This window comes from Dolichospermum compactum NIES-806, from assembly GCF_002368115.1.
In the GTDB taxonomy this organism is placed as follows: Bacteria; Cyanobacteriota; Cyanobacteriia; order Cyanobacteriales; family Nostocaceae; genus Dolichospermum; species Dolichospermum compactum.
On the sequence record NZ_AP018316.1, the window covers coordinates 4,923,598 to 4,940,153 of the forward strand.

A 16,556-nucleotide genomic window follows, 5' to 3' on the forward strand; every position below is an offset into this window, starting at 1 on the left:
AAAATTAAATTAATTATACCACCATCGGTTAACAGTCAACCGTCAACCGTTATCAAAATAAATTCATTTGTCCCCCCTCATTATCTAATGGTATCTCAGTTTGTTGATAGGAAACTTTGGCTTTTATTTCATCCATTGCTAACCACAAATCTAATAAAGCTTTTTCTTCCAAAATACGTTTCTTTTCATCTTTGATGTGGGGAATTACTTTTAACGCTACTTCAAATGTCCGCATAAAGGAATCATTGCTAACTAATCCTGTATTTTTCAGAAATCTCCGCACTGGTTCTGTATTTTCTTCTGCTTGGTAAATGGCAATAATGGCGTGCAGTCCATCTACTAAATATCTGCCCGAAAATTCTGTTTCAATGGTAGAAAAGGCGCGTTTTTTTAATCTTTGTTCTGGGGTGAGTAACTTACAAAAGCCACTACCAGAATCTAGTAATTTATGGGTTTTAACTAAGTCGGAAACATCAAAACCACCCACTGCTAAAGCTAATTGTCGGGCTTCATCAAAGGGAAATTCCCGCGCTTCAAAGGTATCCCAAGCGAGAATATACCATTGGGTGAGGGGGTCTATGCCGTTAAAGTCTTTACCTGCTAATAGCTTTTCTAGTCGGTAGGCGACGATGGTTTGACGTACTTCTTCAAAGGCGGCTTTGGGTTCTACTGGGTTGCCCGCACTGTCGAGAATGGAACTGTAGCGGGTAAATACGCTTAATGCACTACCAAAGGCTGTTAAGCAGAGGTCAATACCTGGGGGTTTGATGCGACGGCGGGGGTCTGCTACTCTGTCGGCGGCGGGACGGCTATCTGCTGTTAAGGATTTTTCGATTTCTGGGGCTTTCTCAAAGACGATATTACGCACTTCAATGCGGACATCATCCCACCATGCTTGTTCGGCGTTGGGTTGACGTTTGCGACAGACTAAAAGCACGGTGCTGGATACGGCGTTTTTCTGTGCTTGGTGGAGGTTTTGGGGGTTTTCAGTGCTGACTGCCCAGGAAGCGGTGATTTCAAAGCCAGCGTCTATCAGGGATTTGGCCAGGACATCCCATGCACCGGAGTCTTTATGGTTGAATTGGACTGTCATTACGCCGTCGTCCCGTAATACGCGGTGGTATTCGGCGAAGGCCATGGACATTTTCGCTTCGTAGTCTTGATAAGCAAGTTCTTCTGGGGATATTCCCATGTTACGGAAGCGGGAAGGGTTGGCGACGGCTTCTCGTTCTTTGTCGGTGAGTTCTAAGTAGAATAATTCGGGGAAGATATCGCCAAGGGTGCGTTTAAGCCAGACGTAGAAAAAATCAGATATTTCTGCATATTGAATTGTGGCGTAATATGGTGGATCTGTGATAACTGCATCAACTGAATTATCAGGAATATGTGTTAAGTTATCTGCTGAAGCTGAATGTATTTGAATTGATTTTGAATCATATTTTTCAATTCCTAGAATGCCTTTTGAACCTACTTTAGTTCCGAATAAATCACATAATTTTTCATATTCTGAAGCAAATACATCTGCACACCATCGCCATAATTCACCATGACCATTTTTTTCTGGATAATTCCACATTAAATTAAGTGCGTGTTGTGATGAAGCACCTTCAGAACCAGCCCTAGGAGGATTCCATCGTCCTAATCTACAATTTTCATCAACACACCTATCTAATACCAAAGCTAAATAAGTTGATATTGCTTGTGATTTTTCCCATTCATATTCAGATTGAATTAAAGTTTTAGCTTTATTGATAATTTCCACATAAGTAACAAGCGTTAAAAGTTGACGGGAATTAAATAATTTTGACCATTTATCTATTCCATATCTTAATATTTGATCTGTATTAAATCCGGGATAAACTTCAACATCAGGCAATAAGTCATTATCGCTAAAATAATTATAATTTGAGTTTAAATATTTTTCAGCTTTGCTTACTCCATCTATATCTGAATTATTGGGTACTCTAAATTCTAAACTATTTTTACCTTGACGATAAGCAATAGCATATAACTGATATTCTAAACCTCTATTTCTTGCATAGTTCATCAAATATTCTTGTTCAATCACATTTCCACAATTAGGACATTTGCCAACACTTCGACTAATGGTAGTTGTAGTATCAGGATCATATTCACCATTATTCGTTTGAATAGTTGTCCCCTTTCCCTTTTTACCCTTAATCAATTCAAAATCAACCCGCTTATTTTCAGGATTAGGAATTGGCTTAACTGCACACCATTTATTTAAATTCTGCTTTTCTGGGCGTTTATATAACCACCAATTAGGACTTAAAGGAACAACAGACTCACAACTTGGACAAACAACAGTATGCGCCCATAAATAATTTTGTACCGTTTCCCCCGGTAAAGAAGGGAAAAATTCAGCTAACCTTTTTTCAGCTTCATCACCTACCCACTTCACCCATTTATCAATATCATGCTGTAAATCTGGTCCAAACTTTAAAGGATATTCCATTGCTGCTTTCATCGTCACCACAGCCACAGGATTCAAATCAGAAGCCAGCACATTTAACCCATATCTCGCAGCTTCAAAAGGGATACTTCCACCACCTGCAAAAGCATCTAAAACTGTAGGTGTGCGAGTTCCCCAAATTTGCTCACAATAATCATGCACTTTCTTAATTCGCACAGCAGTAGGAGGAGTTTTGTAGAGTTTAACTTCCTTCCCTGGTTCTAACCCCAATAAATATTCAAATTCCTCCATTGTCACATCTGCCGGTAACAAGGAAGCCAACACACTAGCACGACTAAAGGACAAAGGTTTGCGAGAATACCAACGATGTAACCCCTTAAAAGGATTTCCCCCATGTTCATAGTAAACCTGTTCGTTGAGGAGTTGGACAGGCATTCTTTCTTCTATGAATAAGTGGGGACGTTTGGGGGTTGGGTTAGACATGGAGGTGTAGATGTGTGGGTATTAATTGATATATTGTAATAGAAATGGGTAGTTTGTCAATTGATTAACGGTAATTGTAGTGCGAGCATCTTGCTCGCTATTGAATAACATCAATTATCATCTCAATTATTTAATAGGGTAATTGTAGTGCGAGCATCTTGCTCGCTATTGTTAAATAACATCAATTAAATAACGTCAATTAAATAATATCAATTAAATAATATCAATTAAATAATATCAATTAAATAATATCAATTAAATCACATCAATTAAATAATATCAATTAAATAACATCAATTAAATAATTTATATCTTTGACAATACCTTGTCCAAATTGAAAAAAGTCTTGATTTGTAGGTTGGGTTGAGGCACGTTCACGTTCGCGGAGCGTGGCGTTAGCCATAGTGTGGCGCCATAACCCAAAAAATGCGTCGGGTTGCGCTGTCGCTTAACCCGACCTACAAAAAATGGACAAGGTATTGAGTTATTATCTAGTAAATCCTTAAATGCAAGCGTGAAAAACAAGTGCTATGGTTAAACATCTCCTAGTTGTTGAATCTCCCGGAAAAGTCAAAAAACTGAGTCAAATTCTCGGTGCAGATTGGATTGTCCGCGCTAGTTGTGGACATATCCGCGAACTCAGTAATGAGGGTGATGATTCACTAGGATTTACAATGGATGGTAATACTGTTAGCTGCAATTATGTTCCCCGTGACCAACGCGCAAAGGAAACAATTCAACAATTAAAAGCGGCTGTTAGACAGGTTGATGAAGTTGTTTTAGCTACAGACCCAGACAGAGAAGGAGAAACCATTGCTTGGCATCTTAAAGAAACTTTAGGATTAAAAGACCCCAAAAGAGTAGTTTATACTGAGATTACACCATCAGCGGTGCGGAATGCGATCGCTCACCCCAGAAAACTCGACACTAATCTCATCGGTGCAGGATTATGTCGAGATTGTCTTGATAAACTGGTAGGTTACAAAGGTAGTCCCCTCGTTTGGGCTTTAAATAACGGCGCAAAAAGCGTAGGTAGAGTTCAAAGCGCCACATTACATCTAATTTGTCAGCGAGAAAGGGAAATTCTGGCTTTTGTCCCCCAAGATTACTGGAGTGTGTGGGTAGATTATCAAGAAGGATTTCGGGCTTTTTATAAAGGTAAGGCAAATTCTGACAAAGAAACACCAGAACCAGAAACGGAAACTCATGATGATGCAGCTAGTAACAGCCCAGAGAAACCTGAATCTAAGCGCGTTCTCTCAGAAGCAGAAGCCACAAGGTTAGTTGAGGAAGCAAAACTTCATCCTCATCAAATTATTCACCTAGAAGGGAAGCTGGTTTATCGTCAACCCCCTCCACCATTTACCACCTCCACCCTCCAACAAGCTGCCGGTTCCAAGTTGAAATTTTCCCCCGATAAAACCATGCAGGTAGCCCAAAAGCTATATGAGGCAGGGTTGATTACATATATGCGAACAGATTCAGTTATGTTGAGTCCTGAATTTTGTGCGAGCGCTCGTCAATGGTTGGAACAAAATGACCCCCAAAATGTGCCTCAGCAAGTAGCCAAGCAACGTAGTAGTAAAACCGCGCAGGAAGCACACGAAGCCATTCGTCCCACAGATGTTTTTCGTCCTTCGGTGCAATTGCGGGCAGAATTACCTGAAGATGAGTTTAACCTATATGTGATGATTTGGAAAAGAGCGATCGCTTCTCAATGTCGTCCTGCACAACTTCGCAAAACTCTAGTAATTACGAAATCAGGTAATATTTTATGGCAAGCTAGAGGGCAGGTAATCGAATTTTACGGTTATGCAAAATATTGGTTGAATCTTAGCAAAGATGCCGTTTTACCCTTATTACAACAGGGACAAATACTAACTTTAGAAAAAGCCGGACATGACCAAAAACAAACTCAACCACCACCAAGATATAGCGAACCCAAACTTGTGCAACTCATGGAACGCAAAGGAATTGGTCGCCCTAGTACCTATGCTCCGACAATTGCCACTTTAAAGAAACGCAATTATGTAGAGTTAAAAAAAGATAATCTTCAACCTACAAATTTGGGTTTAGAAGTAGATGAATTTTTGCAAAAGGCTTTACCAGATTTATTAGAAGCAGAATTTACTGCTAAAATGGAAGATGCCCTAGATGCAATTTCTGAAGGAAAAAACTCTTGGCAATATTATCTAACTAATTGGAATCAAAGTTATTTTATTCCTGCGCTTTCCAAAGCTAAAACTGTAGTTACTAATTCATCAACTACAGGTAAAAATAATAATTTTATTGAAAGAAAATATGAAACTTCTAAAACTCGTTGTCCTGATTGCAAAAACTGTTTAGCCAAAATTCCCAGCAGTAAAGTTAAAAAGAAATACTTTCTCAAATGTGTGAGTGGTTGCGAAAACATTGTCCTATTTTGGAGTGATTTTAACAAGAAGTGGGAAGCACCGAAAACTAAAACATCTGCCAATGAAAATGCTCCCAAACCTTCAGCAAAAATCACTTCATATCCCTGTCCTGTATGCAAAAAACCTTTAGAGGAATACAGTTATATTAAAGATGGGCAAAATAAAATTATGTTGCGTTGTTCTGGTCAGGATTCATGGAAGGATAAGAAACATCAGGATGTGGCTTATTTTCATACTGTAAAAGGATGGTGGAGTCCTAAACTTGGGAATTTGAATGTCTAAATCAGGATTCCCAGGATTTAAGGATGTACAGGATGTTATTTTTTATTGTTGATGAAAAATAGCGATTTTTGAATGATAGAGAATATGCTGTTTGCTAAAATTACCAATGAGCGATCGCTCATTGGTAATTGGTACAATCACTGCTAGAATCACTACAACAGGAAGTTCAACCAGTTTCAAAGAAGGGTAACTGTTGAGGAATAGGTTGTAGATAATTCCAGAATTTTAAAACTTACTTGCTGATGCGAGCTTTATTTTAGTTAAATTTAATATCAACATCATATGATACAATCAGCCTAACTATTTTTTTAATTTAATACTTAGTGTCAAATATGCCTCATGCTTATAACAGAGCCGCATTTACCACTGGTGCAGACAGCAGCAATTATCTATTATCGTTGTATTGTTCACTTGTAGCTCTGGAACTTGCTATTAAAGATCATCTTAATCCACCCTGGAAAAAGGGGCATACAATAATTACTTGGGTTAATGATTTAGGTGAGACTTCACTTGCACAGCAACTACGATCACAACTTGGTGTGTTGCGTTGTACCGATATAACCGGAAAAGCTGTTCCTGTGGACGGTGACAATTACCCCGGTATTAGATACATTAGACATGACAGCGACTTTCCAGAAACCTCTACGGATACTCAAATTAGAGATGCGTTAGAAACTATTAGAGACATCAAGACAAGTTTAAGAACTAAAGGAGTATCTCTGTAATGAATGCTGCTCAACTACTCAAAGAAGCAAAAAAGCTCGGAGAAATACAAACCATATTTAGATTTCCTTACGTTCATATTATCTATCTGTCTCCCAAGTTTCAAAATATTGATGATGAAGAACGTGAAATATCTTTTGCTCAGGATATTAATATAAGTGTGGCAGAACTAAGGACTACACTCCTTAATTCCCTGCTATCATTAAGACTTCTTACCTCAGAGGAATTTGCACTAGAATATCCTGAAAATCGTCCACGAGAAAGAGGACATCATTGGTTAAGTTCTCTTATCGAACAGCAATTTCAAAAATCAGTTGTTAATGATCAGGTTTCAAAAGAACTAAAAATTGTCCATTTTTATGGATATAAAGGTGGACAAGCACGCTCCACTCTACTTGGACTCATGTCTACAGTTTTAGCTGAAGATGGGTGGAAAGTTCTTGTTATAGACAGTGACATTGAAGCCCCATCATTAGACGTAATTTATGGACGAACTTCCGGTTCTATTTTAGGAACTTTGCTAGGAGTAGTTCAGTCCGTTGCAGAAATAAAACCTGAGCGTGTTAAGTCGATACCTTTAGCTGGATATGTAGATTTATTAGCCTGTCGGCCAACTTCGCCAGATTTTAATATTGATGCTGCGGCATTTGCTCTGCGCTCTGCTCTTGAACCAATGATAATTGAGAATGCAGCTAGGCGAATCTCTGAATTTGCGGCTGAAAAATACGATATCATTTTAATCGATCATCGAGCCGGACTTTCACCAGTAACTTTACCCTGGATGACTACGCTTCCAGGACCAACAGTTGTATGTGTTCGTCTTGATGATCAATGGCTACCCGCTAAACAATTCATAGAATCTGTCTTGAGAACACATATTGCTAATCCTGGAGTTTTTGTTTCTTGGCAGCCAGATAATGAGAATGAAGAATCATATATAAACAGGAATAATCAACAAATTGAAACATTACTAGATATGCTGGCAGAGATAATATCTCAAGAATCAGAAGATGAAGATTCAGAACTTTCTGCTGTTGAAGTTAGAGATCATTGGATTATTTGGCCTTATGACAGTGCTTTTAGATATAGCCGATTGCCAGATAAAAATCAACTAGCACCCAAAAACTTTGATAAACTTAGTAGTCTACGCAGTATTTTAAATATAGCTTCTAAAAAGCAGATTCAAAATAATATACTTACCCCAAGTGGAGCTACAGATGAAGGAGATTTGATCCATACAGATGCTCTCCAACAACTTCTTATACCTGACAATTCAATTTCATATATTTTTGGTAGAAAAGGTACAGGTAAAACTCGATTATTAAAAGAACTAGCCAAAGCAGAAATTGGTGAACCGTTACTTGTAACTGCTGATAATGCAGAAGACAAAGGTTTGAAATCTCCTAGTCCAGAACTATCGACAGCTATTGAGCGTTATCGAGATACGCCTGAGAATTTATGGTGGAATTTACTTTTGGCTGCCCTAGAAACAAAGACAACATCAAGAGAATTGTTAAGAGAAAATTTTTCTCAAAAACTAGAGCAGAATTTTAATGGAACTATTATAAATTTAATTATTGATCAATTAAATCAAAGTCCAAAGCGTACTTTTCTTCTTGATGGTTTAGAAACTGCTTTTGATGCTAAACTTACTTTTACATATATTGAAAGCCTTTTTAGATTTATTCAAACTATTGAATCTGATGATAGACTATCAAATCGTTTACAGTTTAAAATTTTCTTAAGAACTGATTTAGCTGAAAGAGGCTATCAGAACATTGAGCAACAAATATTTGGAAAGGTAATTTATCTAAATTGGGATACCCAAAAAATATTTAATTTTATATTATCTCGAATACGTAATATTAACTGGTATCGACAAAATTTTCCAGACTTAATAAAAAGAATAGAAGAAAAACGCGAAGATATTCGGAGAGGTGTTTTATCTACTGAAGAATGCGAAAATTTATTATTAATGGCTTTCCCAGAAAAACTGCGGAGAAATAATCTGGCTACTAAAACATTTCTGAAAACATATTTTGCAGATAGTGCCAGCGAAACACCAGAAGATAGCACCACTGATAAACTTCGTTACTATCCACGTATTTTCGATAAATTTATTCAAGTAATTGCAAATCCCACATCTACTGATGTAGGTTCTTTTACAGGTAAACAAATTGAAGATGGTAAAATCGATCCTTCACTCATTGTTATAGCTCATGAAGCAGCAGCAAAAGATTATTTAGGGCAGTTGCGTTCTGAACTAAACTATCTAATTAATCTTGCAGATCATATGTCTGAAAATGAACAAAAAATTAGGTCTTTACTTAGTGCATTTGATGGACTGAAAACACCTTTTAAGTTAGATCAATGTATTTCTGAACTAGCTGAAAAAACACAGATAGATAAATCAAAAATCAGGAATGCGATTGAGAGTATGAAGAGAGTGGGAATGTTTGAAGATCGTCCTAAGTATACTGGCGAACTACGAGTTGGCCGCTTGTTTAAATCATCATTGAGAATGAAATATAATCGTAAATATCCTCATAAAGATTCAGGTAATTAAAACCTTCTACATAAAAAATGAGACCCTAAAAAAGGGTGTTAGCAAGTAGGTTGGGTTTTCTTACGTCAACCCAACATTTATTTCATAATATTAGAGGGTATTCGATTTGAATACAATTATAATTTATTAACTTTCTAAAATATTAGAATCTGTTGCTAAAGTTTGCGCTCCTGTTTGCATCAGTTCAATATCTGCTATTGTCCAATTACGAGGATGCTGACAATGATGCGCCACTAATAGTCCCCATAATCCTCGCGGTATGAGAATTGGGACTACCAAATTGGCGCGAACTTGCATACTGCGAAGGAAATCACGGTGACAATCCTGAATTGGTTCTAATTCTATATCAGCGATCGCTCTAATTCGTCCTTCTAAGTACAAAGCAGCATACTCATGGTTAAAACAACCGCTTGGTCCGGTAAAACCAAGAATCGAATATTCATCAGCGCTCAATGACTCAAATGTTACCTGCCCTTGCCATTGTTCATAGAAATAATACAATACTACACGATTAGCCTGAAGTGATTCTCTTAGGTAATTTGTCGTTTGTCGCACTAATTCATCGCGTTCTATTTTGACAATCAGGCGATCAAGTAATTTTTGTAACCCCTCATCAGGGTGACAACTTGAGCGATTTTCAAATTCTGGGGAAGAAGGAAGTTGCACAGATTTAAAATAATGACTAATTAAACAATTTCAGATTTCTATAGAAACTTATCAGACATTGTACAGAAAATTATTCTTATTTAATAAAGAAATAATATAGTTTATGAACCTAGTACCGCAGGGCGGAAATCAAAAGTCAAAAGTCAAAACACAGACAGTATAGGCTTTTTGGCGATTGAGAATGGTTGGTTTATTTACGCCGTGTTGTACTAGTAATTGGTGATTGGTAATTAGGGAGAATTTTTTACCCATTACCAATTACCCATTACCTAACTCCAGCTATACTGGGCAAATTAACTTTTAAGCGTTTCAATATCGCTTCCCGTCCTTGCATTGCTAAAGTATCTTCTAAAGGTGAAAGTTTAATTTCTTGCTGATATTTCAACTTTAACGCAGTTTGAATTAACCAATCGGCTACTATTGGATTTTTTGGTAATAATGGACCGTGAGAATAGGTAGCGATCGCATTTTGATAAAACGCTCCTTCTGTCCCATCTTCTCCATTATTCCCCAAGCCATACACCACACGCCCCAAAGCTTCCACTTTTCCTAATGTAGTTCTTCCACCATGATTTTCAAACCCGACTAAATAAGGTTTTGTTCCCGCCATTGCTTCTAGTTCCTGGGCTAACCGGGAAGCTGTTACTTCTATCACCAAATTACCAATACATCTTTTAGTATTTTCACCAGGATGAACAGAAACTAAATCTAAGATTCCTAAACCTTCAATTCTTTGTCCAAAGGCTGGTTCATAATAATTTCCTAGTAATTGCGGAGAACCACAAGTAAAAACTCCCGGAGTGCCATGTTCGATTTTATCACGCACTGCCTCCGCTTTTGCCCCTTGCAAATCCCGCATGACAATTTCTTGCTGACGATCCTGTGCGCCCCCACCAACAATTACATCTACTGATTTTATATCTTCTGCCGTGGACTCTTGGTCTAAAGGTAAAACAATAACATTATATCCCCGCCATTGAGCGCGACGTTGGATAGTGATCACATTTCCGCGATCGCCATAGGTACTCATCAACTTGGGATATAGCCAACCAATAATAATTTCCATCGGTTTATAACTTATAAAACCTTTACTATAGCAGGAGTCAAGTAGGGGAGCAGAGCCTCCTCCCATTCCAAATTGTTGCAATATATTAATGAATTTCAAGTTTAGTAAACAGACAACACAAAGAAAAAAACTCGTGCTAGATTAAGGGTATGGTACAAAAAGGTTAAAAGTCAAACCTTAAATCCAAACTTTTCATTAGAGTTTGTGCCTCCTGCTCTAATGTGTCGGCAATCAATTTTAGATTTTAGCTTCCTGTCAAAGTTTTTTCGCCTAAATCTCACCAAATTGTCATTGGAGGTGTTGAACTCACAGCCAGAAGTGCCTGCCCATGAGAAATAAGGGAAGCGTAATTTAAATCGAATTGAATTGATTGCTTATCAAGTCCACTTCTATTATTTTTGTATTGAACTACAACCTAATCAAGAAACCGCTGTAAGCTGCTGATAGTCCTTCGTAGCTTGTAGCGGTTTCTGCTATGTATACTAAAAATAAAAAAAACAGGTATTGTTAATGAATCAAAAAAATATATTCTCCGTCAATAGAGATATCAGCTATAGCAGGAGTCACCGAGTCAGGAGAAAACCCCTTTGGTAGCAATAACTTGACCCTTGATTGATGTCTTAACCGCCTTGGCACTTGCTATATTTACCGATTTCTCACAGAGGTTATATTTATGTCATTACAATCACTTCGGGTTTTATTGTTGAGTAGTCTGGGCTGTTCTTTATTTTTTGGTAATACTGTAGCTTTTGCTCAAGTTGTTGTTCCTACAGTTCCATCCGGCTCTTCCACCACCATACCAACTTCCACCACAGTTGACAGTAGCACCAGGTTTAGTTGTCAATCCAACAATGGACAGTTTACAGTCATGTATCAGCCCGAAAGTCAACCAGGACAATATTTTGCTTGGGCTGCACCTCGGAGTTTAGGAGGCGGTTGGGATGCTCAAAAACGTTGTCAAGCGATCGCCACCCGTTTAGAATTATATCGCCCAGATGGATTACAAGAACTGCAAATAGCGGCAGAAAATAGCGAAAATATTATCTGTGTCACCACCGAAGCCCAACCCAATTGTCGAATTGTCTTGACAGTCCCTCGTGGCAAAGATCCTTATACTATTCGGAATAGTGTATTCCAAAACCTCACTAATGCCGATGGTGGACAACAAACCATTGCTGTCAATACCTACACTAATCGTAATAGCGGTAATGGCAATAGCTTATACAGTCTAGGGCAAACGCTTTTAGGTCGTAGCAAGAATCAAGTTACTTCTACTAAAGCTGGGATTAATTTAAAACCATACCTTGATCCTCAAGATGGTGGTACAGGCGGAAAACTGAGAAATGGAGTAGCAATTAAGGGTAATACCACACGCCAAAGTCCCAGTCGGCTAAATCCAGGCAGATTTCGTTAATTAAGTATATAGGGCTTAAATCCTTTTCCCCCTGCCCCCTGCCTTGTCACAACGACAATTTTTAACGCCAACCTACTGATGATTCCGGACAACCACAGGGGGTTTGCTCCTACAGTATTTTTGTAATTATATTTACCTTTTTAGAGAAATTAAATTTACCCTTTATATAATTTTGTCCTGTATTAACTTATTAGGTGTTGTAATTATTTCTCAGGATAGATTTTTGAAGATTAGCTAGTAAGTGAAGAATATGCAATAACCGCAATGACTGGTTATCTAATTTAGTTTGCTAATTCGTCATTATGCCCGATTTCCTACAAAGTAAGTTTGATATGACAAATTTATTAATTTATGGTAAGTTGGTACGATAATATCCAGATATCAACATTCTGACTACTTAAATGCCCAGAAATCAACTTTTGGTTATTGACAAATAATTAGTATTTAAATACTACACTGACACCAAAGTAGAGTAAAGTAGTCATAAATTGTATAACTTAACCAAAATATAACTTGGTGACAATCTAGTTCTACTATCTTTTCAAGAGAAATTAACAATGGTGACAAACCTGATTACAAACAATATGAATCAAGTTCTACAATTGGGCGATCGCATCCTCCAGCCCACAGAGGTTTTATCATTATTGTCGGAATACCAGCTATTACCGCTATTAATTAAGGAAATATTCATTGATCAAGCGATCGCAGAAATTGTCTGTACCCCAGAAGAAGAACAACTAGCCTGTGAACAATTAGCCCAACAATATCAAGGACTAGAACCACAGAGCGAAAGTTTCCAAAAACTGAAAATCATGGCGGTACGACAATTAAAACTAGAAAAGTTCAAAGAGGAAACCTGGGGAGGGGATTTAAACTCCTACTTTTTTCAACGGAAAAACCAGTTAGATAGAGTGATTTATTCCCTAATTACCACCTCGGAACTTGGTATCGCTCAAGAAATTTACTTCCGTATTCAAGAGGGTGAACAATCTTTTGCGGAATTAGCACGGGAATACGCCCAAGGACCAGAATCCCAAACAGATGGCTTAGTCGGACCCATAGATTTACAATCCCTCCATCCCACATTGGTGAATATCCTCTCCAAAAGTCAACCACAACAACTATCACCACCAACTCAAATCAATAACGTCCTAGTAATTGTCCGATTAGAAAAAATACTCCCAGCCCAACTAGATCGTCCCATGCGACAACGATTACTAAATGAACGATTTAATCAGTGGTTACAAACACAAATGACAGAACAAAAATGTCAGATTCAGACCATATAAATCGCCAAATATCAACCTTTTCGCCAAAATGAAGTGAAATAAATAACTCAATCAATATGACTTATATTCAGAGTACCTTTGAAGAATTCATTGCCAGTATTGAAGGATTTGATAAATTATCAAAAGAGGAAATTAATAACCTCTTATCATCACAAATTCTCCAGCCTTTACGTTATCGCATAGGACAAAAAATTATTGGTAAAGAACAACTACCAGAAAGGATTGCCATTCTTTACCAAGGCAACGTTAGACTATTGGGATATAATCCCCAAAACCAATTACCAATTACATTAAAATTACTCCAACCAGGGGCAACAATTGGCGAAATTGCTTGGTTGCGTGAAATTCCTTGTGAAACAGCGATCGCTTCCACAGAAGTCATCTGTTTAACCTGGAAAGCCGCAGATTATTTGCAATTTATCAACCGCAATCCAGCCTTTGCTAAAGCTCGTCAAAACCAAAGTCACCTCATTGAAATCTTTGATATTTTGAGTTCCCAGGTAGCACAAAAAGCCTTAGTAAATCACAACCTCAAAGACATTACCCAACAGGCTCAATTAGAAGCAAAAATTCATTATTTATCACCAGGAAAAACCGCCTTAAGAGAATTAGACAGCGATCGCATTTGGTTTGTGAGTGGTCGTAGTTCCCTACCCAATTTCCCCCCTAATTCTCGCCTAGAAACCGACGTAATTGAAGTTAAAGGCAACATTCCTCTCCGCTTATTGGGCATTAATCATCAAGACCTATCATTACTTGATGGTCTTACCATTGAATCTGAAACATTAGAAACTATATCAGATAGCAGAGTAGATTCGGAAATTCCCTACGCCCAAGAACCAGAATTTGTTCCCTCCACCACATCAAACAAGAAATTTAAAAATCAAAACTATCCATTTTTCCGGGGACAAGGAGAATTAGATGCCACTCTAGCTTGTTTTCAAATGCTATCCAAGCATTTAGAAATGCCCTTTCGGAAAGAAGTAGTGCGGCGGATTTTAAACGACCAAATTAAGCGTCAAGGTAGTATATCTTTTCAAGTTTGCGCTTATTTATCCGAACTAATTGGACTTAAATCCCAGCTAGTTGATGTTCCCGCTGTTTCTATCAATCGGATTCCCACACCAGCATTAATTCGCTATCGTGACAGTTTTGCTGTCCTCTATGCAGTAGATGGAAAAACAGTAGTTTTGGGTTTACCATCTCAAGGCATTATCAACTGCCAAATTAGTCAATTGGTAGAAGAATTAGAAACCGATGACGCTAATCTTCAACCACAAGTTAGAGTCTTATTACTGAGCGCAACCAAAGAAACACCGAAAGAACGCTTTGGGTTATCTTGGTTTGTTCCTTACTTGTCACGTTACCGCCGGGTACTGATAGAAGTATTTATTGCTTCCTTCTTCGTCCAACTAGCTGCCCTCGCTAATCCTCTAGTTATTCAGCTAATTATTGATAAAGTCATCGTCCAAAATAGTATTAGTACCCTGAATATTTTAGGAGTATTACTATTAGCAGTGGGTGTGTTTGAAGCAGTATTAACAACCTTGCGGACTTACTTATTTGTAGATACCACCAACCGCATTGATATGAGTTTGGGGTCACAAATTATTGACCACTTACTACGCTTACCACTGCGCTATTTCGATAAAAGACCAGTTGGTGAACTATCCACCAGAATTAATGAATTAGAAAACATCCGTCAGTTTCTCACCGGTACGGCTTTAACAGTAGTGTTAGATGCCCTATTTTCCGTTGTTTATATAGTTGTCATGTTGTTTTACAGTTGGCAACTAACTTTCGTCGGATTAGGGACAATTCCTCTATTTGTGGTAGTGACATTAGTCGCTGCTCCCACAGTGAGTAGACAATTAAGAACTAAAGCTGAACGGAATGCCGAAACTCAATCTTATTTGGTTGAGGTGATGTCAGGTATTCAAACAGTTAAAGCCCAAAACATTGAATTACGCTCCCGGTTTTCTTGGCAAAAGAAATATGCTAAGTTTGTTGCCGCTGGTTTTAAAACTGTTCTCACTTCCACATTAGCGAATTCAACCAGTCAGTTTCTCAGTAAACTTAGCAGTTTATTAGTTTTATGGGTGGGAGCTTATTTAGTTTTGAAAGGAGAATTAACATTAGGAGAATTAATTGCCTTTCGGATTATTTCTAGTTACGTTACTACCCCGATTTTACGCTTGGCGCAAATCTGGCAAAACTTCCAAGAAACTGGTTTATCTTTAGAACGATTAAGTGATATTGTGGACACACCACAAGAAGCAGAAATAGATCGGAATAATATTCCCCTTCCTGCTGTTAATGGTGCTGTTAAATATGAAAACGTTTCCTTCCGATTTGCTGCCAGTGGACCACTACAACTCAGCAATGTTAGCGTCGAATTTGCCCCAGGTAAATTTGTGGGCATTGTCGGACAAAGTGGTTCAGGCAAAAGTACAATGATGAAATTACTGCTCAGACTTTATGACACAGAATCTGGCAGAATTTTAGTTGATGGTTACGACATTGCCAAAGTTGAACTTTATTCGCTGCGGCGGCAAATTGGCGTAGTTCCCCAAGATACCCTCTTATTCGATGGCACAGTTCAAGAAAATATTGCCTTAACAAATCCTGATGCCACAACGGAAGAAATTATTGAAGCCGCACAAATTGCCGTTGCACATGAATTTATTATGACCTTGCCCAATGGTTATAATACAAGAGTTGGGGAACGGGGATCAGCCCTTTCTGGTGGACAAAGACAGAGAATTGCGATCGCTCGTTCTGTATTACAAAGACCTAAAATCTTAGTTTTAGACGAAGCCACCAGCGCCCTAGATTATCCCACAGAAAGGCAAATTTGTCTGAACTTAGCTCGCGCCTTCAAAGGCAACACAGTCTTCTTCATTACCCACCGTTTAAATACAGTTAGTAATGCCGATACTATCGTCGTCATGGATAATAGTAGAATGATAGAACAAGGTAGTCATCAAGAACTCATGGCCGCTAAAGGTCATTATTTCTACCTTTATCAACAACAGGAAGTAAACTTGTAATTTGTTAGTTAGTTGTAGGGGTTTAGCTCATGCTTTACCTTGTTCATCTCGTTCCCAGTCTCTGACTGGGAATGCCATTACAGAGACTCTGCCTAAAGCCGTTATAGAATTCATTCCTATACAGAGTAGGAAACCGAGAAAACGAACAAAAGCAAGTCATACATTAGAC

10 protein-coding genes are annotated in these 16,556 nt (G+C 38.1%); 6 read left to right on the top strand and 4 right to left on the bottom strand.

Going from position 1 to position 16,556, the window contains the following annotated elements; all coding sequences use genetic code 11:
• Positions 1 to 52: 52 nt before the first annotated feature.
• Positions 53 to 2,917: a DUF1156 domain-containing protein gene (locus tag CA730_RS22910; RefSeq protein WP_096670836.1), complete on the bottom strand. Its 2,865-nt coding sequence runs from the start codon at positions 2,915 to 2,917 to the stop codon at positions 53 to 55.
• A gap of 530 nt (positions 2,918 to 3,447) precedes the next feature.
• Between CA730_RS22910 and topA the strand changes: the two genes are divergently transcribed.
• Positions 3,448 to 5,613 carry a type I DNA topoisomerase gene (gene topA / locus CA730_RS22915; protein ID WP_096670838.1) on the top strand — a complete coding sequence of 722 codons (2,166 nt, stop codon included), beginning with the start codon at positions 3,448 to 3,450 and terminating at the stop codon, positions 5,611 to 5,613.
• 42 nt (positions 5,614 to 5,655) lie between these two features.
• Here the strand turns inward: topA and CA730_RS25035 are convergent, their stop codons facing one another.
• Positions 5,656 to 5,793, bottom strand: a complete 138-nt coding sequence (locus CA730_RS25035) for a hypothetical protein (protein WP_172891235.1) — start codon at positions 5,791 to 5,793, stop codon at positions 5,656 to 5,658.
• 152 nt (positions 5,794 to 5,945) lie between these two features.
• On the opposite strand from CA730_RS25035, the gene CA730_RS22920 reads away from it, so the two are divergent.
• The gene (locus CA730_RS22920) at positions 5,946 to 6,338 is read left to right on the top strand and encodes a hypothetical protein (protein ID WP_096670840.1); all 393 of its coding nucleotides are present in this window, start codon (positions 5,946 to 5,948) and stop codon (positions 6,336 to 6,338) included.
• Positions 6,338 to 8,902: an AAA family ATPase gene (locus tag CA730_RS22925; RefSeq protein WP_096670842.1), complete on the top strand. Its 2,565-nt coding sequence runs from the start codon at positions 6,338 to 6,340 to the stop codon at positions 8,900 to 8,902. Before CA730_RS22920 ends, CA730_RS22925 begins: the two co-directional genes overlap by 1 nt.
• A 126-nt stretch (positions 8,903 to 9,028) precedes the next feature.
• Here CA730_RS22925 and CA730_RS22930 read toward each other — a convergent pair whose 3' ends face one another.
• A complete protein-coding gene (locus CA730_RS22930) occupies positions 9,029 to 9,568 on the bottom strand; it encodes a GAF domain-containing protein (RefSeq protein ID WP_096670844.1) in 540 nt (179 codons plus the stop codon).
• A gap of 265 nt (positions 9,569 to 9,833) precedes the next feature.
• Entirely contained in the window at positions 9,834 to 10,634 is an 801-nt protein-coding gene (locus tag CA730_RS22935) for a type 1 glutamine amidotransferase (RefSeq protein ID WP_407919756.1), read from the bottom strand.
• A 673-nt stretch (positions 10,635 to 11,307) separates the two neighbouring features.
• On the opposite strand from CA730_RS22935, the gene CA730_RS22940 reads away from it, so the two are divergent.
• The 3 genes from CA730_RS22940 (at position 11,308) to CA730_RS22950 (ending at position 16,387) form a co-directional block, all read left to right on the top strand.
• The gene (locus CA730_RS22940) at positions 11,308 to 12,048 is read left to right on the top strand and encodes a COP23 domain-containing protein (RefSeq protein ID WP_096670846.1); all 741 of its coding nucleotides are present in this window, start codon (positions 11,308 to 11,310) and stop codon (positions 12,046 to 12,048) included.
• A 584-nt stretch (positions 12,049 to 12,632) separates the two neighbouring features.
• Positions 12,633 to 13,337: a peptidylprolyl isomerase gene (locus CA730_RS22945; protein WP_172891236.1), complete on the top strand. Its 705-nt coding sequence runs from the start codon at positions 12,633 to 12,635 to the stop codon at positions 13,335 to 13,337.
• Between the two features lie 56 nt (positions 13,338 to 13,393).
• Complete coding sequence (locus CA730_RS22950) at positions 13,394 to 16,387, top strand: peptidase domain-containing ABC transporter (RefSeq protein WP_096670850.1); 2,994 nt, start codon at positions 13,394 to 13,396, stop codon at positions 16,385 to 16,387.
• The last annotated feature ends 169 nt before the right edge of the window (positions 16,388 to 16,556 follow it).